Genomic DNA, 19,441 nt, shown 5'->3' on the forward strand with positions numbered 1-19,441 from the left:
CGGACCGCCCGAGCAACCCTCGGACGCGCAGTGTAGGGTGAGCCACCTCACCGGCAGAAGCGGACATACGGTCTTACACTTGACCGCAACCTTCGTGAGCAGATGCTGATCGAGAGTAAGACCGTATGTCCGCTTCTGCCGGTGAGGTGGCTCGCCCTACACTGCGCGTCCGAGGGTTGCTCGGGCGGTCCGAGCCGATCCTCATCACAGTAGGACGAGCCGTGGCAGATTATAGGGGAGCAAGATTATAGGGAAGCATTTGTCGGACTCGATGTCAGGTGGACCTTCGCCGACTTCCACTCGGGTATTAGAACGGCCGCCGGCAGCGGCTTCAAGGCGGCCCGCTCGATCTCCTCGAACAGTTCGCGGCGGCTTTGGCCGACATGGCGCATCGGCCGATTGTTCAGATTCTCTAGCAGTTAGGCGATCGCCGCGTTGAGCTCGGCGTTCGAGAAGAAGGATCAACGACGCCGCGACCGCGGGCGGACACCAGAACTCTCCGGGCCTGACAAAATGCGCCACAGCTGCTTCGCCGGAACGTCGGCACGCAGCTTTGTCAGAGCGCGCCGCGCTGCAACGGCTGCAGCGTTAATCGTTGAATCTTAAACTAAAGCTTAGCGAATCTTTGCAACCGCAGGCCGCCGACAGTGATAACTTCACCGCCAAATCTGAGGTCCGGGAGCGATAAGGAGCTGATGCTTTTTACGCTCGGACCACCGCATAGCATGCAATAAAGGTCAGGGCCAATGACAAGAAGAGCGCTCATCATGGTTGAAGGCCATAGGAGTATGGGTCTGCTATTCGTCCAAGCGGCCCAGCGTCTTGGTCTTCATCCAATTACCCTGTCGGCTGATCCAGCTCCGTACGGCTACCTTGCAGCAGAAAGCGTTGATACAATCCCTGTCGATACAGCCAATCTCGATGCGCTGATCCACGTATGTTCCCGGCTGCGTGCGACCTATAAGATTGCAGGCATTACGGGCGCCGAGGAAGAGATTTATGCGATGGTTGGCAAGCTCTGCCGGCACTTCGACCTACCGGGCCCGGACCCCGAATCGGTTGAACGATGCTGTGATAAATTCCTTCAACGTCAGCTCCTCGCTGAGGCTGGCGTGGCAATGCCTGCTTATCGCTTGGCAATGAACACCGCGGATGCAGAAATCGCTGCCGCCGAAATTGGCCTCCCAGTGATTCTCAAACCGGCCGTAGGCACCGGCAGCAGCGGTGTCCGATTGTGCCGCAATGTGGACGAAGTAGCCGAACATACCACCTATCTGTTGGGCGGTAAGTACACATGGCGGTCTTCCCCGAGAATACTCGTGGAAGAATTCGCACAAGGACCTTATTATGCCACCCATATTATGGGAAATGAGGTTATTGGGATTGAGGCTGCTGACTTCGACCGTCCACCCCATTTTGTCTTTCGTGAGGGCATCTATCCGGCACCGCTTACTGGTCACGAGCAGAAACGCATGGCCGATGTATCGCTGAGCTGTTTGCGCGCTCTCGGCCTTGGCTGGGGGCCAAGCTTCGTTGAACTCCGGTGGACGAAGGTTGGTCCAGTCGTCATTGAAGTCAATCCGCGCCTTGGTGGCGGTCCTCAACACATCCAGCTGGCTGACGGTGTCGATCTCATTACGGAGCACATCAAGCTTGTCATCGGCAATGAATGGAATTTGCGCAAAACGCACTCAAACGTTGCGGGCTGGCGGAACCTACTTCCCGACCGCGATGGCACCCTCGATTGGATCGACAACGGCAGTCAGGCCGCTGCTGTACCAGGTGTCGCTGAGGTCAAATTCTATGTTGAACCCAACAAGCCGATCGTCAGGAAAGGTGATTACCGAGACTCTCTCGGATCTGTCATGGCCGTTTCGCCCAACCTTGCTCAGACCCAGGCAATACTTCAGCGTGCCGTCGACTTAGTTAGCTGGTCGATCACACCATTTCCGAGTGTGAATGAACAGGAACAGCCTGCAGCCCCTTACTCCTAGCGCAGTTAGGTAGCGCGGAGCGGATGGAGTGTGAATCGTCCGGGCTCTTTTTTCCAGGCCTTGCAGATGATCGATATGCACCGGAACAAAGCTGTTGTCGCACTTGCCGCCAAGATGGCGCATGTCTGGGTTGTCCTGACCAAGCGCTCTTCGAACGCAGGGACCCCTGCTTTCGTCTGACGCTCCGGCTCCATTGCAATTCTCGGGAATGATGACGAAACAGTGGCGCTGACGCTATTGTGGCAGGAGTATCGCGCCGTCCATCCCGACGGCTACGGCTACACCTGGTTCTGCGAGCACTTCGCCGCTTTCGAACGCCGGACGAGCGCGACATTCAGCAATCGGCATGCGGCGGGCGCGGTGATGCAGACGGGCTATTCCGGGCACACGGTCCCGGTGATCGATCCGGCGACCGGCGTCATTTACCGGCGCAGATTTTTGTCGCGGTGCTGGGCGCATCCAATCTGACCTTCGCCTTTGGGAGCCTCATTCAAAAGCTGCCGGACGGGATCGAGGGCCAGCTACAAGCGACCCCAGCCCGCGTGTCGGACAGGCTCCTAGGCCATGCCCTGCTGTGCAGCATCACCACCGAGGAATCGACTAATTCCGTCGTGTAACAGATCTTGCATGAAAAACTCACAAGTCTTCGCGATCGCAGGTATCTGACTGTGGTAGATTAAGCCGGGGTACAGCAAAAAGCTGTGATGTTGCTTTTACGCCTCAGACGCCCAACAGCACACAACATCGGAGTTAACAGCCATGGCGAGAAGAGCGCTCATCCTGATTGAAGGCTCAAGGAGCAATGGTCCGTTATATATCCAGGCGGCCCAGCGTCTAGGTCTTCATCCAGTTACCCTTTCAGCCGATCCAGACCGGTATAACTATCTTGCGGTGGAAAACGTTGAGGCAATCCGGGTCAATACAGACGATCTCGATGCGCTGATCCGCGAATGTTCCTGGTTGCATGCAACGTACGGCATTGCTGGCATTACTGGGTTTGCGGGTGACGACGAGTCGGTCTATGCGACAGTTGGCAAGCTCTGCCGGCATTTCAATCTACCAGGACCGAACCCCGCATCGATTGAACGATGCTGCGACAAATTCACTCAACGTCAGCTCCTTGCGGAGGCTGGGGTTCCGATACCTGCATATCGCCTCGCAGCGAATGCGGCGGAGGTTGAAAGCTGCGCTGCGGAGCTCGGCCTGCCGGTAGTTCTGAAGCCTACGGTAGGCAGCGGCAGCATCGGTGTCCGATTGGGCCGTACCGTCGAAGAGGTGGCTCAATATACAGCCTTTCTGTTGGGCGGGAAGCACGTATTGCAGTCTTCGTCGAGGATACTGGTCGAAGAATTCGCACAAGGCCCCCATTATATTGTTCATATAATGGGAAATGAGGTGTTTGGGATTGAGGCCGCTGATTTCGACCGCCCACCGCATTTCGTCTTCCGTGAAGGCATCTTTCCAGCACCGCTTGCTGATGAGGAGCATGAGCGTATCGCCAACGTTTCGCTGAGTTGTTTGCCAGCTCTCGACCTTGGCTGGGGACCAACGTGCGTTGAACTCCGGTGGACCAAGCGGGGCCCGGTCGTCATTGAAGTCAATCCGCGTCTTGGTGGCGGTCCTGATGCGGTTCAGCTGGCCTACGGCGTCGATCTCATCGCCGAGCACATCAAGCTTGTCATTGGTAAGGAATGGGATTTGCGCAGAAGGCAGTCTCACATTGCTGCCTGGCGGTGCCTGCTTCCTGATCGCGATGGCATCCTCGATTGGATTGATGGCGACAGTCTGGCGGCTGCTGTACCAGGTGTCGCCGCGGTCAAATTGTATGTTGAACCCAAGACGCCGATTGTCAGGCAAGGTGATTACCGAGACTCGCTAGGATGGGTCATAGCTGTTTCCCCGCGCCTTGCTGAGACCGAGATCGCCCTTCAGCGTGCTGTCGATTTAATCAATTGGTCGATCACACCGTTTCCACCAGTTGGGGACTAGTAATAATCTTCAGTTCGTTCTTCTGGGCCGGAAGCGAAGGTGCGGCAGATAGGAGATAATGAAAGCTTTATCGCAGTAGGGGAGAAGTATTTTCTGATTTTACCAAGTCCTGACACGGAATCCAGGATCGGGGAGAGCAGCAAGGGACTTCAGCGCCTAGTTGTGCCCGCCACAAGTCTGGCCGCTAAGCAGCGACGAAGAGCTTCGCGTGAGATTTGGACCTGCAATGAGCGGTGCTTCTGAAATATGAGCCCGTACATCAAAGCCGCGGCCCGTACACTTTGGCCAGGGTTAGGAAATTCGTTGCGATTAACGGAAGGCGAAGCGCTGATGCCGCCACGCGCGCACTTTCGGTAGCTGTGAGCAAGTAGTTGTCGAGACTGGACGGCCTTGTTGGCCGGCCTTTCGGCGTTGATGTCATTGAGGAAGCGAATGAACTACTGGTGGCGGTGCCGCTGCATGTTGCGGCCGCGCCGTCGAGCAAGTTGGTCACGGCAAAGAGAGCGGTGGTGCCGTGCTACTTCTAGTCATGCGCCATGGTGCCCCCGCCTCCCAGCTTCATGGACAGGCCAGGCTGGGGCTTCGGTCCGGCGCCTGGATCTGCAAAATTTCATCAGACGGCGGACCGACGTAAAGCCCGAGACATCGCGCCGTTTGTCGACAAATGTCGGATCGTTGGAGAGCTTGAACTGCCGCGAGCGGTGTGGCTGAAGACCATACGCCTTCCCGATGCGCTGGCTGGCGCTGGCGCTGATGTCGGCTACCTTCGCCATCATGGCGGCCGTCCAGCGCGTCGTCTCGGCGGGCGGGTCTTCGAGCGTGAGCGCAACAACGCGTTCGGCGACATCCGGGCCGAGCGGGGGGTGCGCGAGGGCCGCTTCTTGTGCGCAGCAGTTTTTCAAAGCCTTCCTCTGCGAAGCGCTCGCTGTCAACCGCCAGACGTTTTGGACTTGCCGGTCCGCCGCATGATTTCGACGGTGCCAACACCATCGGCGCTCAACAGCACGGTCTCGGCACGCCAGACATTCTTCTGCGGACTGTTGCGGTCGATGACCAGGGCGGTCAGCCGCCGATGATCAGAAGGCGAGACGGCTAGAGATATTCTACCGCGCATGATGCACAGGCAGCAGGTAATTCTACCCCAGAACTCTTATGTCAGGCGGAGACCATTAGGTGCCTTCAGCAATACCAGCGTGCATTAACCGCGCCTATCAGTGAATCTTAAAAAACGACAGCATCCCGAAACAAGGGAGTTCATAGAAATCTAAACCAAGGAGCGCGCATTCAAAGGTTATGGCTCAAACTTTGTTAAGCTTCCGTAAACTATAAAGTGCCAGCCCAGAGAGGAATCTTCCGATGTACACCCTCGAAACGTCCCACCTCATCCTAAGGTGTCCGTCGCATTGCGACGAGATTCTTCTGCATGGACTGCATAGCGATCCGTTCGTGGTAAACGCCATCAGAGACGGAGTCTCTCCGACAATAGAGCAGACGAAAGCTGAGCTTCTTCAGTTCATCAATCATTGGCAGCATCATCGTTTCGGCTATTGGATAATCGATATCAAAGACGAGGGTAAGGCCAAAAAATTCGCTGGTTACTGTGGACTTGTACGGGGAGACTCCGTAGAGGAGAGCAACGTGTAAATTGTAACCCGCCTCCACCTTGCTGCCTCCGGGAAAGGCATCGCGGTCGAAGCTGGGAGAGCGGTAGTGCAATTTGCTTTCGACTATTTAGAAATTAATAAAGTGACTGCGTTCGTTCGCCCAGGTAACACTCGCTCGCTCATCAAAAATCTGAAGATTGGGTTTCACTACGTAGATGACATAGTGTTCGAGAAAGGGACTAGAAGGCGCCTAGAGGTTTCTCCTAAAACTGCTGTAAGATCCGACAGTTTACGTGTGTTTGATTGCAGAGAGACGGGAATCACTCGAAATCCGTAGCGCTACGCCCGGCCCGCATTGAACACAGTCGCACGATTGGTGGCGGCGCCTCCTTCTCGTACTCGGTCGTAGCCATTCCCCGCTGTGATTGAGGCCCGGACAACGCCAAATTAGTAGACTAGATTGTCGCCGTTCGATCTCCGTCCCGATATCATCAATTTCGCGATCCATTCGGCGTCGCTGAGTGGCCAGAAGGCGATCTGCCCCTGCTTTCGGAGCGGACCAGGAAAACTCCCTGTTCCGCAAGGTTAGCATCCAAGCGATGAAGGCCGCTGTTCTTCATCCATGATATCGGAAGATCCGCCGGAAATCGGCGCGAAGACCTAACACGCTGCGTCTTACTCTCGGTCAGGCCGAATTGTATCGCCGGCCGCGTGCCGCTTCGCAGATCGGCGCTGCGTTCGACAGCTATCCATCTCGCTTTTAGATGACGACATATACAAACTGCATTTGACGACCGCTTGCGAGTGATGCTGATTGGTAGGCGGAAAGTCGTCATAAGAGCCTGCAATTGGGAACGTCAGACTTTCCGAGATTTGCCCACAGGCGCGGATCCGCCTCGCCACTAATTTAAGGGGAACTGGAACATGACAGTCTCTCGACGCGACCTAATTAAAGTGGGCTTGGTCACCGGAACGGCTTTATCAATCCCTTCGGTCCTGCGGGCGCAGACATCGCCAGCCTCAGCGCGGACGGTGCATATGGTGAAGGGCGACCTGCGTGTGTTTGACCCGATCTGGACGGCGACGAACATCACCGCCGACCACGGGGCGGCGATTTACGACACGCTGTTCTCGCTCGACTCCAAGTTTATGCCGCGGCCGCAAATGGTAGGGAAATGGGGCGTTTCAGACGACAAGAAGACTTATACATTCGAATTGCGGGAGGGGCTCAGCTGGCACGACGGCACCCCCGTGACCGCGGCGGATTGTGTGGCCTCGATCCGTCGCTGGGGCCAGGTGCATCCCGGCGGCCAGCTGATCATGGCTCGCGCCAGCGATATCTCGACGAAGGACGGGAAGACCTTCACGATCGCGCTCAAGGAATCGCTTGGGATTTTGATCGATATCCTGGCAGACCTTACGCCGCCATGCCTTTTCATAATGCGCGAGAAGGATGCGAATCGCCCCGCGACGGAGCAGGTGACCACGAATATCGGATCGGGCCCGTTCAGGTTCAATGAAGCTCTTGCCAAGCCAGGCGCGAGCATCACCTATGATCGCAATGAAAAATACGTTCCACGCAAGGAGCCGACCGAGGGATTGGCCGGGGGGAAGGTCGTCAATGTCGATCGCGTCATCTGGGATGTTATCGCTGACCAGCAGACGGCAATGGCGGCTTTGCAAGCAGGCGAGGTCGATTACGTAGAGTCGCCACCAGCCGATCTGTTCTCGGTGATCGAGGGCGATCTCAATCTTGCACTTCAGGTTCTGGACAAGCAGGGCTGGGACGTGGTGCTTCGCATGAACTTCCTGCATCCGCCGTTCAATAACATCAAGGCGCGCCAAGGGGTGCTTCACCTCATTGATCAGGAAGCGTTCATGCGGATCATGTACCCAGACCCAAAATACGTCGACACCGTCACTTCGATATTCGGCAAGGATACGCTCGTGTCCAACGAGGAGGACACGGGATGGTACAAGAAGGGTGGTGACCCGGAAAAAGCCAAGCAGCTATTCAAGGAGGCTGGATACGCCGGCGAGAAGGTGGTCATTCTCGATCCGACCGACTGGCGCGAGTCCGACAATGCCTCGCAGTTTCTGGCAGCTGAACTGCGCAAGATCGGCATCAATGCCGAGCTTGCGCCTATGGATTGGGGCGGACTGACCGCGCGCCGAGCGAAAAAGGACCCCGTTGAGAACGGCGGCTGGAGTATGTTTATCACGGCCGAATTCGATTATTCGCTAGGTAATCCGCTCGCCAGCCCCCTTCTCCTCGCGAATGGAGACGACGCTTGGTACGGCTGGCCGAAGAACGATGAGTATGAGGCGCTGCGGGCCAAATGGGCAGATGTCGCAACGCTCGATGAGCGAAAGGCACTGGCCCGCAAGATGCAACCAATCTGGTGGGACTTTGTCGGCGACGTGAGGTTGGGAACATATGTCTCGCCGGTCGCGCACCGCAAGTCACTCACAGATCTCATCGGCATGCCGCAGATAGTCCCCATGTGGAACATGCGGAAAGCCTCCGCCTAATGGCGGCCTACATCCTGCGCAGATTGGTTTCGGCGATCGCTGTCATGGTGATGGTCGGGATCTTCGTCTTTCTGCTGCTCAGGATGGCGCCCGGCGACCCGGCAGCGATCATCGCCGGCAAGTCGGCGACGGCCGACATGATCGCCGGCATCCGCGAAAAGCTCGGCCTGAACGATCCCATGCCGGTTCAGTTCATGCATTGGGTGCGCGACATGCTGGGCGGCGATTTCGGCACCTCGATCTTTGCGGGCCGACCCGTTCTCGATCTGATGTCGCAGCGGCTTGAGCCGACCCTTTCGCTGTCGATGCTGACGATGATCCTTTCGGTGACGGTCGGAGTCTCATTCGGCATTCTTGCCGCGTGGCGAACCGGCGGGCTCATCGACCGCCTGCTCGCGGTCTTCTCGGCATTTGGCTATTCGGTCCCGGTCTTTGTCATCGGCTATTTTCTGATATATTTCTTCGCCATCAGAACACATTGGCTGCCGGTTCAGGGCTACCTGCCGATCGAGAGTGGCCTCGGGCCGTGGTTCGTGCATCTGGTGCTGCCCACCGTGGCGTTAAGTCTTGGCTTCATTGCGTTCATCGCCCGGGTGACGCGGGCGAGCATGCTTGAGGTGCTGTCGGAAGACTACATACGAACGGCGGCCGCCAAGGGCGCTTCGTCCTATGCCATGCTTATCCACCACGCCCTCAAGAATGCCGGCGTCCCGATCCTGACGGTGATCGGCATCAGCTTCGCCTATCTGATCGGCGGCGTGGTCCTCACCGAAACGGTGTTCAACATACCCGGCATCGGCCGGCTGGTCGTCGATGCTATCAGCAACCGCGACTATCCGATCATCCAGAGCGTGCTGATCGTGACCTCGGGTCTATACGTGCTCATCAACCTCACGGTCGATCTGGCCTACACCCTGATCGATCCTCGTATACGGTACTGATATGACGATTTTGTCGGCACCAGTTGAAGATGTCCCGGCGAGGCGACTGCGCCTGTCTGATCTTCCGCGTCTAGCAAGGCGTCATCCGCTCGTCCTGACAGGCGGCGGCCTACTGGGGCTTCTGATCATCCTGACGCTGGCGGCGCGGGTTTACGCCGGCGATCCGGGGAACATGGATCCGTTCAAGCGGCTGCAGCCGGCTTCCGCCGAAATGTGGTTCGGCAGCGACAATCTCGGGCGGGATGTGTTTGCGCGAACGATCTTCGGGGCCCGCATCTCGCTCCTGGTCGGGCTGCTGTCGGCGGCGAGCGCTTCCCTGATCGGGCTCCTGATCGGTGTCATCGCTGGTTACAGCCGCAGCTTCGACAATGTCGTCATGCGGATCATGGACGGGCTGATGTCGATCCCGACGATCCTGCTGGCGATTGCGCTCATTTCTCTAACAGGTCCGGGGCTCGGCATCCTGATCGTCGCGATCGCGATCCCCGAGACCCCAGCCGTCGCACGGCTGGTCCGGTCGGTGGTGCTGGGGGTTCGCGAGCGCCCCTATGTTGAGGCCGCGCTGTGCGGCGGGGCGCGCCTGACAAGGGTGCTGTGGCGTCATATCCTGCCCAGCACTATTCCGGCGCTGATGGTGCAGGGCGCTACTGTCTGCGCCAGCGCGATCCTGACGGAGGCGGGGCTCAGCTTTCTTGGCGTAGGCGTTCCGCCCGAGATTCCGAGCTGGGGCAACATGATCGCCAGCTCGCGGCTTTATCTCGCCATCGCGCCGTTGACGATCTTTGCCCCCGGTATCTGCCTGGCCGTCACCGTCCTTGCCGTCAACCTGCTCGGGGACGGCCTGCGCGACCTGTTCGATCCCCGCGCCAGGCAGAGGCGCTGACACGCAGATGCATCAAAGGCTAGGAAACGACCTGCTGCTCGAGGTGCGAGACCTCGAAACGCATTTCTTTGGCGAAGACAGCGTCACCCGTGCGCTGGGCGGCATCAGTTTCCAGGTCAAGAAAGGCGAGACGCTCGGCGTCGTCGGCGAATCCGGATGCGGGAAGAGCGTGACGGCCCTGTCGATCCTTCGCCTGTTGCCAAAGCGGGGCGCCAGGACCGTTGGCGGCGAGGTCCGCTTCCAGGGTCGCGACCTGCTTGGACTGTCCGATCGGGAGATGCGCAAGATCCGCGGCGACCGGATCGCCATGATCTTCCAGGAGCCGATGACGAGCTTAAACCCGGTCTATACGGTCGGGCACCAGATCGCCGAAGCGGTTCAGATCCACACCAAGGCTTCCCGCCCGGCGGCCATGAAGAAAGCCGAAGAGATGCTACGTCTCGTCCGCATCGCGGACCCTGAGCGTCGCGTCAACAACTACCCCCATGAAATGTCGGGCGGCATGCGCCAGCGCGCCATGATCGCCATGGCTCTGGCCTGCTCGCCGGAACTGTTGATCGCCGATGAGCCGACGACGGCGCTCGACGTCACCATCCAGGCGCAGATCCTGCGGCTGATCGTCGATCTGAAGGAGCGCACGGGAACGGCCGTGATGTTCATCACACATGACCTCGGCGTCGTCGCCGAGACCTGCCAGCGCGTGATTGTGATGTATGCCGGTCGTATCGTGGAACAGGCCAACGTCATCGACCTGTTTGCGCGACCGGCGCATCCTTACACTCAAGGGCTTATGCGATCGGTGCCCGACCGGCGGCGCGGCCGCGAGCACCGCCTGCCGGAGATACCCGGCGTGGTGCCAAACCTGCGCGAGCCCATTGTCGGCTGCAGCTTTGCACCACGCTGCCCCTTCGCGATCGATATTTGCCGCGAGAAGACACCCATCCTGCGTGATGTCGGGTCGAGCCAGGCCGCAGCTTGTTGGCGCGCCGAAGAGGTAATGGGCGCATGAACGGTCCTCTGCTGAAAGTCGAGAATCTGACCAAGCATTATCCGCTTGGCTCGGGCCTATTCAAGAAAAGCATTCCGATGATCCGGGCGGTGGAGGATGTATCCTTCAGCGTCGAGGCGGGGGAGACGCTGTGCATCGTCGGCGAATCCGGCTGCGGCAAGTCCACAGTCGCGCGACTGCTGATGCGGCTCGTCGAGCCGACCGGCGGACGCGTGCTGATCGAGGGAACCGATATTGCTGGCCTCACAAAAGGCGCGCTGCGCGCCTGGCGCCGTCGCATGCAGATGGTCTTTCAGGATCCTTACTCGTCGCTGAACCCGCGCCTTACCGCCGGACAGATCATCACGGAACCCGTCGAGAATTTCGAGCGCCTCAGCCGAAGGCAGCGCAACGCACTCGCTGCGGATCTACTCCGAAAAGTCGGAATGTCGCGCGAGATGATGCACAGGCTTCCGTCCGAATTGTCGGGCGGTCAGCGTCAGCGGCTCGGCATTGCACGCGCCCTGTCGCTCAACCCCTCTCTCATCATCGCCGACGAAGCGGTGTCTGCCCTCGACGTCTCCGTGCAGGCACAGATCCTGAACCTGCTCCTGGATCTCCAGCAGCAGATGGGCATCGCCTTTGTCTTCATCTCACATGACCTTGGCGTCGTGGAGCATATCGGCCACAGCGTCGCGGTCATGTATCTCGGGCGGCTCGTGGAGCTTGCGCCGTGCGAGGCGCTCTTTGCCAAGCCGGTCCATCCCTACACCGAGGCTCTGATCGCGGCAGCACCGGTCCCGGATCCGACACGCGTTCGGCTGGAGGCGCCCGTCGAGGGTGAGGTGCCAAGTCCCATTCATCCGCCTAGCGGGTGCGCGTTTCATCCGCGCTGCCCGCTCGCGGTCGAACGTTGCCGTGTCGAAGTCCCGGCTTTGGTGCCTATGGGAGATGGGCGGGTCGTGGCTTGTCATGTGCGCGCTCCGCTGCAAGACATCCTCCATCTAATGCCTGTGCCGGGGGATCATTCGCTCGATCCGATGGTTATGTCAGAAACTTTCGCCGCTCGAACATCTCGAGAGCGCCGCTGACATGACCACCCAATCCAATGTAGCGAAAAGAAGAGAAGAAGGACTATGGAAGAAAATTCACACGTGAGCAGTTCTCATCTGGTCCAGCAGGACGGCAACTACGATACGGTTGGTTCAATTCAAACGAACGTTGAAGATGGCTTCACGATGGTAGCAGTCGGCGACCTAATCGTGTCTCGAGCGGTGACAAAATCTCAAGATCCCGGCTTCGGCGCTATCGTCAAAATCCTTCAGGATGCTGATGTCACTTTTGGCAATCTGGAAGTCAACATCTTTGACAGCAGATCTTTCAAGGGATATCCCCAGGCTGAATACGGCGGCGCGTATCACCTCAGCTTGCCGGAGGTCGGACCCGACTTGAAGGCGATGGGGTTCGACATCGTGGGCCGCGCGAACAACCATACTCTTGACTGGGGCATTGAAGGCATGCGCGAGACGAGCCGGGTGCTCGATGAGAGCGGTGTTGTCCATGCGGGGACGGGCGAGAACCTTGCACAAGCTGGTGCTGCGCGTTTCTTCGAAACGGCACGCGGTCGCGTGGGGTTGGTGTCGTTGGCCACAACATTTGCGCCAATGTTTCGTGCGTGCGATCCCGCTGGCGAGGCCCCTGGTAGACCCGGCCTCAACCCGCTTCGCTTGGCGCAAAACATCGTGGTCCCGTCGGATATGCTGAAAAATCTAAGGCAAGTGCGCGATGGATTGCCCGTTTATTACCAATCCGAATGTGAGCCAACATGCGTCGTGATCGCTGGAGTGACCTTCAAGGCGGGCGACAAGGCGGGATACAGCTATGAACCCGACTCGCGCGATGTCGCCGACATCCTGCGGAACGTTCGCCGCGGCAAGCAGTTCTCTGACTTCTGCATTGTCACCAACCACTGCCACGAGCCTGGTAATTTGAGCCAAGAACCGCCAGATTACGAGCAATCCTTTGCGCGCAAAATGATCGACGCCGGAGCGGACGCGTACGTTGGACACGGGCCCCATCTGCTGCGAGGCATCGAAATCTATCGGGGCCGGCCGATTTTCTATAGCCTGGGTAATTTCTTCGAGGACGACCTTGGGACCCCGACCGGCGCCGACATGTTTGACGAATATGCTAAGGACCCGCGCGTCCATACTGATGCGGAGGTGAAGGTCGCCGAGATGGCAAAAGGGTTCACAGACCCGATCTTCTATGAAAGCATTGTCACGGTAAGCCGTTTCGAGCGGAACCAACTTGCCGAATTGCGGCTATATCCCATCGAACTCGGCCACTCCAAACGGTTTGCCGACCGGGGAATCCCTCAGTTCGCCTCGGCACCTCAAGCCAAGGCCATCCTAGAGCGCCTACGGATTTTATCCGAGCCGTTCGGGACCGAGATCAACATCGAAAACGATGTTGGAGTGATCAGATTGACCCCGGCGCGCTGAGGGCTCGACCAAGTTGCCGCATCTGATTGGGCATTTACATCTGCTGAAATAGAGGACGTGGCAGGCTCGGTGGTGCTTTAGAATCTGCAGAAGCCCTACAAGAACCCGCCTCGTGGCCAGACACGATGGCAGTCCTTTGTAGGCACAGGTATCAACGGTTCACCGCTCCCGTTTTCTCTTTTTTGGACATCGACTAGCCGTGGTCCCAGCTAAGCGGCCTCCATCTAAAAGCGCGATGGCACCGTGCCGGACATTATATTGGCGAATTGACGATCGTGTGGCGCATACTTCGAGCGCGGGAAAATGCAAATGCATAACGGCAACCGAACCCGGCTGCCAGATCGCCTGAATACTCGCAATAGGTTGAACAATGAGCGAAGCACCACATCTTACGTTTGATCTCGAGACGCCCGGCGTGAGCAGGGGGCATCTTGTTGTCCCGGGAGGCGCCGACTCCGGAGAGCTTTCGCTTCCGATCTTCAGTCTCAATAAAGGTGAGGGACCGCGCCTCCTTGTCACCGGCGGAAACCATGGCAATGAACTGGAGGGGCCACTTGTCGCGCGACGGCTTATTGAGTGGCTGCCAGAAGCGCAAACCTGTGGAAGGGTTATCGTCCTACCGGTGCTCAATCCATTGGCCGTGCAGGCATGGAGCCGCAATACTCCGCTCGACGGGTTGAATCTCAATCGCGTGTTTCCGGGCCGCGGCGACGGGTCAGTGACCGAACGAATCGCTGATGCGGTGTCCCGCGTATTGTTGCCAATGGCCGACACGATATTTGATCTGCACAGCTTCGGACCAGCGTGGGATTTTCCACCGGCCGCCACGACGCATCCGATTGCCGATCGCGATCTCATGGCCAGGACGGTGAGAATGGCGGAAGCGTTCAAATTGCCCGTGACTTTGGTCTGGGAATATAACGACACGGTTGGAATGTTCGATATCCTGGCCCAAAACCAGGGCAAGGTATTTGTTTGCACTGAATTTGGTGGCGGCACGGTAGGTGCGGATAATCTCGCGATCTTCGAGGCTGGAGTGCGTAACGCGCTCATCGCGCTCGGGTTGGTCGAGGGCAAAGCCGAATATCCAACATTCCTTGAAAAGAAATCCGGTCAAATACTTGAAACTCGTCCGTCCGACGAGTTGAAATCGCCTGCAACCGGTATCTTCGAACCTCGCTGCTCGGTGTTGGACGAAGTGAAGCAGGGAGCTCTCATAGGAATCCTGCATCCGATGGATTCGCTGTCCGCTAAGCCCATTGGTATCCGCGCGCCTGGAACATCCATCGTCTTAGCCATCCGATCGGGCAGGCATGTGCACGTCAACGAAGAGGTAGCAATCGTCGCGCGACCGCAGAAGATCTAAGATCAAATGCCGACCGGCCAGCGCCCCGCCGGCCAGCAGCGTAACGAATTTTATCCCCTCAGAATGAATCGGGTGACTGAATTGCAGATCAAAGACGTGGTCCTTGCGCCTGGCAACGGTGCATTCTTCTATGATGATCAAGCTGCCATCAGGTCCGGCGCCGTCCAGGATGGTTTCATCTATGTCGGCGTACCGACAACGCCTGGGTTCAAGTCGATTCGCATTCCAGCATCATCGCTCAGCGTCGGGCTTGTCCTTGCCGACGACACCGTCGTTTGGGGCGACATGATGAACGTCCAGTACTCTGGTGCCGGCGGACGCGATCCGCTCTTCGATCCGAATCAAATCTCCGATTTGTCGTGGCGGGTCGTGGTCCCGCGGCTTCTCGATGTCGATGCATCTCTTTATCTGGATGCCTGTGCGAAGGTTTTCGAACCCTACGAACATAAGCCGTTGCCACTCGCGATTCAGTATGGCGTCAGCCAAGCTCTCCTTCGCGCGGCCGCCCATCTTCATCATACGACGATGGCGGAGATCATATGCAATGAATTTGATCTGCCTCTACCGACACGTAGGGTTCCGATTTACTGCCAGAGCGGAGATGCTCGCGAAATCAATGTTGACAAGATGATTTTGAAGGGCGTGGATGTTCTTCCGCACGGATTGATCAACTCGCGCCAGAAATTCGGCGTCGACGGTCAGACCTTCATGGAATTCGTCAAATGGGTTGCAACTCGGACAGGTGAAATCGGCCACGCAGGTTATCATCCGGTCTTGCATTTCGATGTGTATGGCTGGATCGGCCAGGAAATCGGCCTGGAGCCGCGACGCGTTGCCGACTTTATCTGCAAGGTTGCAGAAACCGTTCCGGATTTCACGCTCAATATCGAGTCGCCGGCGGATTATGGTTCCACGCAAGCTCAAATTGAGAAATATGCCCGGATCGTATCGATCCTGGATGACCGGGGATCGGGCGCCCGCGTTGTCGTCGATGAGAGATGCAATACGCTTGAGGATATTCTGCTCTTTGCTGAAGCGAAGGCCGCGCACCTTGTTCAGATAAAGACGCCCGATGTCGGCTCCATGGCCGACACGGCTCGGGCCGTTCTCCTTTGCAAGGAAAATGGGGTCGGAGCGTATGTCGGCGGGAGCTGTACCGAGACAGATCTCTCCGCCCAGGGTTCGGTCCACGTATCGGTGGCAACCCAGGCCGACATGATGCTTGCAAAGCCGGGAATGGGTGTCGACGAGGCATTCTCAATTGTCGGGAATGAACAGAACCGGTTGCTGGCGGTCCTGAGGCGTCGGAATCAAAACGAAAACGTTGGATGAAAAGCACGGTGTCGCATGCAGAACTCTCTTGAGGGGATCACCGTCGTAGCGGTCGAGCAGGCCGTGGCCGCACCCTACGCATCGTCACGCCTTGCAGACGCGGGCGCCCGGGTCATCAAGATCGAGAGGCCCGAAGGTGATTTTGCCCGAAACTACGACAAGTTGGTCCAGGGACAGAGTGCTTACTTCGTCTGGCTCAATCGGGGCAAGGAGTCGGTCTGTCTGGACCTGAAGTTGGAAGCGGACCGCGCAGTCCTGGACGCGCTTATTACCGGTTCGGACGTCTTTATTCAGAATCTGAAACCGGGCAGTACCGAAAAACTCGGTTTTGGATCTGCCGATCTCCGCCGACGTTTTCCGCGGCTGATCACCTGCGATATCTCTGGTTTCGGGGACACAGGGCCATATTCCCATTTGAAGGCATATGATCTCATCGTCCAGGCTGAAACAGGTCTATGCGCGATCACGGGCAACCAGCAAGGACCAGCGCGTGTAGGGGTCTCTGTTTGCGACATCTCGGCGGGCATGACCGCGCATAGCGCCATTCTTCAGGCGCTGTATCACCGTGAGGTCACTGGCGAAGGGACAAGCATTCAGGTGTCACTGTTCGATTCCGTCGCCGATTGGATGAACGTGCCGGTTCTGCAGAACGACTACAGCGGCTATCACACAGTACGCGCCGGCGTGAAACACCCGTCGCTGGCTCCGTATGGCGCCTATCGTTGTGCCGATGACAAGGAAGTCATTTTTTCGGTTCAGAACGACCGCGAGTGGGTGAATTTCTGCGAGAAATTCCTGAAGCAGCCGTCGCTTACACGCGCACCTACTTTTGCAGACAATATGGAGCGGCTCGGACACCGTGCCCAACTTGACGAGATTATTGAAAGGCGGTTTTCCGAATTGTCCTGCCACGAAGCGATGCAGGAGCTTGAAGCGGCCGGTTTGGCATATGGGCGACTGAATGAAGTCGCGGATATTTCAAAACATCCCCATGTTCGCAGGGTTGGAATTGGCACACCTGAAGGAACTGTGGAGACGATAGCGCCGGCCGCAATCTTCAACTCTGAGCACCCGTCGCTGCGTCCAGTTCCAGCTCTTGGCGCCCACACGGAGAGCGTCCGCAAGGAGGTTTCAGCGCGTTTGCACGAAAGAGCTGTGTCAGCATGACCGCGCCGCTTGTCGGGAGCGACGCACTCGGGAGTCCGTGCTTGCTCCGGGCAAAGCACCGGCAGCCGGCCGGCAACCTCACTGGCATCGCTCTCGCTAATATCCGCGAGGCGAGTCCATGATCAAGGACAACCGTCCAGCCGCCGAAAGCTCGCTTCCCGTACCGCGCTGGAGATCCCTACTCTTTGTTCCCGCTCACGTTGCGCGTTTTGTGGCAACGGCCCATCAGCGGGGTGCTGATGGCCTCATTCTCGATCTCGAGGATTCCGTTCCGCAGGAGCAAAAAGGCGAGGCACGGCGGCAGCTTCCTGAATCTGTGGCAAAGGTGGGCAGTAAGGGCGCATCGGTTTTGGTCCGCGTGAACCGAGGTTTGCGCGTCTTGGCGGCCGATCTCGATGCAGCTGTGGTGGCCGGTGTCGATGCATTGGTTCTCCCCAAGACGGATTCGGCAGAGTGGGTTTTAGAGATCGCCAATGCGGTTTCGGAACTTGAACGGGAAAGAAATCTTCCCGTGGGACGCATACGTTTCCTCGCCCAGATCGAGACGCCTGGCGCTTTGCGAAAGCTCGCGACCATTGCGTCGGCGCATCCAAGGATGGTCGCAATGGCGCTTGGTCCTGAAGACTTCAGTGCCGCTGTTGGCGGCGTCCCGGGATTTGATCTGCTCCTGGCCCCGAGCCTTGCCGTGCTGTTCGCTGCCCGTGCGGCCGGATTGCTCCCTTTGGGCTTTATTGGAAGCATGGGCGAGTTCTCGGACACCTATAAACTTCGTGAAGCCGCGGCGCATGCGCGGCGGCTTGGCTTTGCCGGAGCTTTGGCGATCCATCCGGCACAAGTGGCCATTTTCAATGAGGCCTTTTCGCCGAGCGCACAGGAGCTCGAGTGGGCCCGTCGTGTTCTCGCGGCGCAAAAAGATGCGGCAGGGCAGGGTCGAGGCGCTTTCGCCTTCGAGGGAAAGATGGTCGATCCGCCGGTGATTCGAAGGGCCCAAGAAATTGCCGCCGCGGGTCCGGACACCGACTTGGACGTTTGAGTCTTGTGCGGCTGATTTAGAGCCGACTGGGTGCGCCGTGGCACAATTATTGCTGTCGCGCCATCGCATTTCGAGATAGATTGCCGAAATTGGAGTTCGCCCTCGGAAGAGTACCCGTGGAAATCAGACAATTAAGATACTTCGTCGGCGTGGTCGAAGCAGGCAGTTTCACGAAAGCCGCGGGCTTCCTTAATGTCGCCCAAAGCGCGCTAAGCCTGCATGTGCGTCAACTGGAGGAAGGCTTCGGGACTCAGCTGCTGATACGTGACAGGACTGGCGTGAGCGTCACAGCGTCAGGAGCCAAATTGCTCGAGCGGGCACGGGCGATCCTCAAAGAAATTCGACTTACTGAGGTGGAATTGACCAACACAGCTTCTTCCCCTGCCGGGGAGGTAACTATGGGCATTCCATCTGGAGCGGCTCGCGTTCTGAGCGGGCCGCTGCTTGAGGCAGTGAGGAACGAATTGCCCAAGGTGTCCCTCAAAATGGTGGAGGGTATGACTGGACCGCTAGAGGAGTGGATGGCTGCTGGACGCTTCAATCTGGCGGTTCTCTACCGCACCGCGGACAGTGTAGGGCGGATGACGGTGCTAGCGCGCGAAAACCTTTGTCTGGTGGTTCCGTCCGGTGAGCCACCCTTCGAAGATGCTATATCTCTTGCTGACCTGCATGCATTCCCGCTCGCGGTCCCCATGCGCAGCAATAACGTCAGACGTTCAGTCGCTGACGTCGTCGCACAACACGGTTGCGCGCTGGACGTCAAGTTTGAAGTGGACTCGCTCTCAACGATCATCAACATGGTTATAGACGGAAAGGCTTATTCTATTCTCGCTCCGTCCGCGGTTCAGAAAGAAGCCTCTCAAGGGCTGGTCCGGACCGTCAAGATCGTTGATCCGGCGATTACCCGATCCGTCGTGCTTGCTGTGAATCCGAAAGATGAGCGTTCTGCATCCGTTTGCGCGGTACGTAAGCTCATCACCAATGTGGCCAGAGAACTGATTGAGAGCCGCGGCTGGGCTGCAGTGGCTGCTGAGCCGACCTGATAACCGTTCAACTACGAAGCTGGGACATGACCGCTTCCCGCCATCAACATCAGATCGATCTGGAT

Annotated in this window: 14 protein-coding genes and 3 pseudogenes; 14 read left to right on the top strand and 3 right to left on the bottom strand. The window is 58.0% G+C overall.

The genetic code is table 11. The annotated features are described in order from the left end of the window. Nucleotides 1-278: 278 nt before the first annotated feature. Nucleotides 279-479, bottom strand: a pseudogene (locus FJ423_RS15170) (IS21 family transposase); the annotation flags it as partial. A gap of 267 nt (nt 480-746) precedes the next feature. Between FJ423_RS15170 and FJ423_RS15175 the strand changes: the two are divergent. The 3 genes and pseudogenes from FJ423_RS15175 to FJ423_RS15185 all read left to right on the top strand — a co-directional run bounded on the left by FJ423_RS15175 (nt 747) and on the right by FJ423_RS15185 (nt 3,983). Beyond that, complete coding sequence (locus FJ423_RS15175; RefSeq protein WP_064994224.1) at nt 747-1,994, top strand: acetyl-CoA carboxylase biotin carboxylase subunit family protein; 1,248 nt, start codon at nt 747-749, stop codon at nt 1,992-1,994. A 222-nt stretch (nt 1,995-2,216) separates the two neighbouring features. Beyond that, nucleotides 2,217-2,524, top strand: a pseudogene (locus tag FJ423_RS15180) (IS21 family transposase); the annotation flags it as partial. 229 nt (nt 2,525-2,753) lie between these two features. Beyond that, complete coding sequence (locus tag FJ423_RS15185) at nt 2,754-3,983, top strand: acetyl-CoA carboxylase biotin carboxylase subunit family protein (protein ID WP_084015912.1); 1,230 nt, start codon at nt 2,754-2,756, stop codon at nt 3,981-3,983. A 615-nt stretch (nt 3,984-4,598) separates the two neighbouring features. On the opposite strand, the pseudogene FJ423_RS34145 reads toward FJ423_RS15185, so the two are convergent. Together FJ423_RS34145 and FJ423_RS15190 are read right to left on the bottom strand one after the other, a co-directional pair. Further along, nucleotides 4,599-5,097 (bottom strand): annotated as a pseudogene (locus FJ423_RS34145) (IS630 family transposase); the annotation flags it as partial. 272 nt (nt 5,098-5,369) lie between these two features. Next, nucleotides 5,370-5,699: a hypothetical protein gene (locus FJ423_RS15190; RefSeq protein ID WP_064994219.1), complete on the bottom strand. Its 330-nt coding sequence runs from the start codon at nt 5,697-5,699 to the stop codon at nt 5,370-5,372. An 812-nt stretch (nt 5,700-6,511) separates the two neighbouring features. Between FJ423_RS15190 and FJ423_RS15200 the strand changes: the two genes are divergently transcribed. The 11 genes from FJ423_RS15200 to FJ423_RS15250 all read left to right on the top strand — a co-directional run bounded on the left by FJ423_RS15200 (nt 6,512) and on the right by FJ423_RS15250 (nt 19,376). After that, nucleotides 6,512-8,119 carry an ABC transporter substrate-binding protein gene (locus tag FJ423_RS15200; RefSeq protein ID WP_064994218.1) on the top strand — a complete coding sequence of 536 codons (1,608 nt, stop codon included), beginning with the start codon at nt 6,512-6,514 and terminating at the stop codon, nt 8,117-8,119. Next, complete coding sequence (locus FJ423_RS15205) at nt 8,119-9,060, top strand: ABC transporter permease (protein WP_064994217.1); 942 nt, start codon at nt 8,119-8,121, stop codon at nt 9,058-9,060. The genes FJ423_RS15200 and FJ423_RS15205 overlap by 1 nt, the downstream gene beginning before the upstream one ends. A 1-nt stretch (nt 9,061) precedes the next feature. Further along, entirely contained in the window at nt 9,062-9,943 is an 882-nt protein-coding gene (locus tag FJ423_RS15210; protein ID WP_064994216.1) for an ABC transporter permease, read from the top strand. Nucleotides 9,944-9,950: 7 nt separating this feature from the next. Continuing rightward, nucleotides 9,951-10,952: an ABC transporter ATP-binding protein gene (locus FJ423_RS15215; RefSeq protein ID WP_064994215.1), complete on the top strand. Its 1,002-nt coding sequence runs from the start codon at nt 9,951-9,953 to the stop codon at nt 10,950-10,952. After that, nucleotides 10,949-12,022 carry an oligopeptide/dipeptide ABC transporter ATP-binding protein gene (locus FJ423_RS15220; RefSeq protein ID WP_064994214.1) on the top strand — a complete coding sequence of 358 codons (1,074 nt, stop codon included), beginning with the start codon at nt 10,949-10,951 and terminating at the stop codon, nt 12,020-12,022. The genes FJ423_RS15215 and FJ423_RS15220 overlap by 4 nt, the downstream gene beginning before the upstream one ends. A gap of 45 nt (nt 12,023-12,067) precedes the next feature. Further along, nucleotides 12,068-13,435: a CapA family protein gene (locus FJ423_RS15225; RefSeq protein WP_064994213.1), complete on the top strand. Its 1,368-nt coding sequence runs from the start codon at nt 12,068-12,070 to the stop codon at nt 13,433-13,435. A gap of 370 nt (nt 13,436-13,805) precedes the next feature. Further along, complete coding sequence (locus FJ423_RS15230) at nt 13,806-14,801, top strand: succinylglutamate desuccinylase/aspartoacylase family protein (RefSeq protein ID WP_064994212.1); 996 nt, start codon at nt 13,806-13,808, stop codon at nt 14,799-14,801. An 81-nt stretch (nt 14,802-14,882) separates the two neighbouring features. Beyond that, nucleotides 14,883-16,133 carry a methylaspartate ammonia-lyase gene (locus FJ423_RS15235; protein ID WP_064994231.1) on the top strand — a complete coding sequence of 417 codons (1,251 nt, stop codon included), beginning with the start codon at nt 14,883-14,885 and terminating at the stop codon, nt 16,131-16,133. A gap of 15 nt (nt 16,134-16,148) precedes the next feature. Continuing rightward, complete coding sequence (locus FJ423_RS15240; RefSeq protein WP_064994211.1) at nt 16,149-17,300, top strand: CaiB/BaiF CoA-transferase family protein; 1,152 nt, start codon at nt 16,149-16,151, stop codon at nt 17,298-17,300. A gap of 118 nt (nt 17,301-17,418) precedes the next feature. Beyond that, nucleotides 17,419-18,333: a CoA ester lyase gene (locus FJ423_RS15245; protein ID WP_086081362.1), complete on the top strand. Its 915-nt coding sequence runs from the start codon at nt 17,419-17,421 to the stop codon at nt 18,331-18,333. A 116-nt stretch (nt 18,334-18,449) separates the two neighbouring features. Continuing rightward, complete coding sequence (locus FJ423_RS15250) at nt 18,450-19,376, top strand: LysR family transcriptional regulator (protein ID WP_064994229.1); 927 nt, start codon at nt 18,450-18,452, stop codon at nt 19,374-19,376. Nucleotides 19,377-19,441 lie beyond the last annotated feature (65 nt).

The organism is Mesorhizobium sp. B2-8-9, assembly GCF_006439475.1.
In the GTDB taxonomy this organism is placed as follows: Bacteria; Pseudomonadota; Alphaproteobacteria; order Rhizobiales; family Rhizobiaceae; genus Mesorhizobium.

Bases quoted from the DNA above. Each gene is read 5' to 3' on its own strand.
- FJ423_RS15175 (WP_064994224.1), top strand. From the start codon at position 747: ATGACAAGAAGAGCGCTCATCATGGTTGAAGGCCATAGGAGTATGGGT.
- FJ423_RS15185 (WP_084015912.1), top strand. From the start codon at position 2,754: ATGGCGAGAAGAGCGCTCATCCTGATTGAAGGCTCAAGGAGCAATGGT.
- FJ423_RS15200 (WP_064994218.1), top strand. From the start codon at position 6,512: ATGACAGTCTCTCGACGCGACCTAATTAAAGTGGGCTTGGTCACCGGA.
- FJ423_RS15205 (WP_064994217.1), top strand. From the start codon at position 8,119: ATGGCGGCCTACATCCTGCGCAGATTGGTTTCGGCGATCGCTGTCATG.
- FJ423_RS15210 (WP_064994216.1), top strand. From the start codon at position 9,062: ATGACGATTTTGTCGGCACCAGTTGAAGATGTCCCGGCGAGGCGACTG.
- FJ423_RS15215 (WP_064994215.1), top strand. From the start codon at position 9,951: ATGCATCAAAGGCTAGGAAACGACCTGCTGCTCGAGGTGCGAGACCTC.
- FJ423_RS15220 (WP_064994214.1), top strand. From the start codon at position 10,949: ATGAACGGTCCTCTGCTGAAAGTCGAGAATCTGACCAAGCATTATCCG.
- FJ423_RS15225 (WP_064994213.1), top strand. From the start codon at position 12,068: ATGGAAGAAAATTCACACGTGAGCAGTTCTCATCTGGTCCAGCAGGAC.
- FJ423_RS15230 (WP_064994212.1), top strand. From the start codon at position 13,806: ATGAGCGAAGCACCACATCTTACGTTTGATCTCGAGACGCCCGGCGTG.
- FJ423_RS15240 (WP_064994211.1), top strand. From the start codon at position 16,149: ATGCAGAACTCTCTTGAGGGGATCACCGTCGTAGCGGTCGAGCAGGCC.
- FJ423_RS15245 (WP_086081362.1), top strand. From the start codon at position 17,419: ATGATCAAGGACAACCGTCCAGCCGCCGAAAGCTCGCTTCCCGTACCG.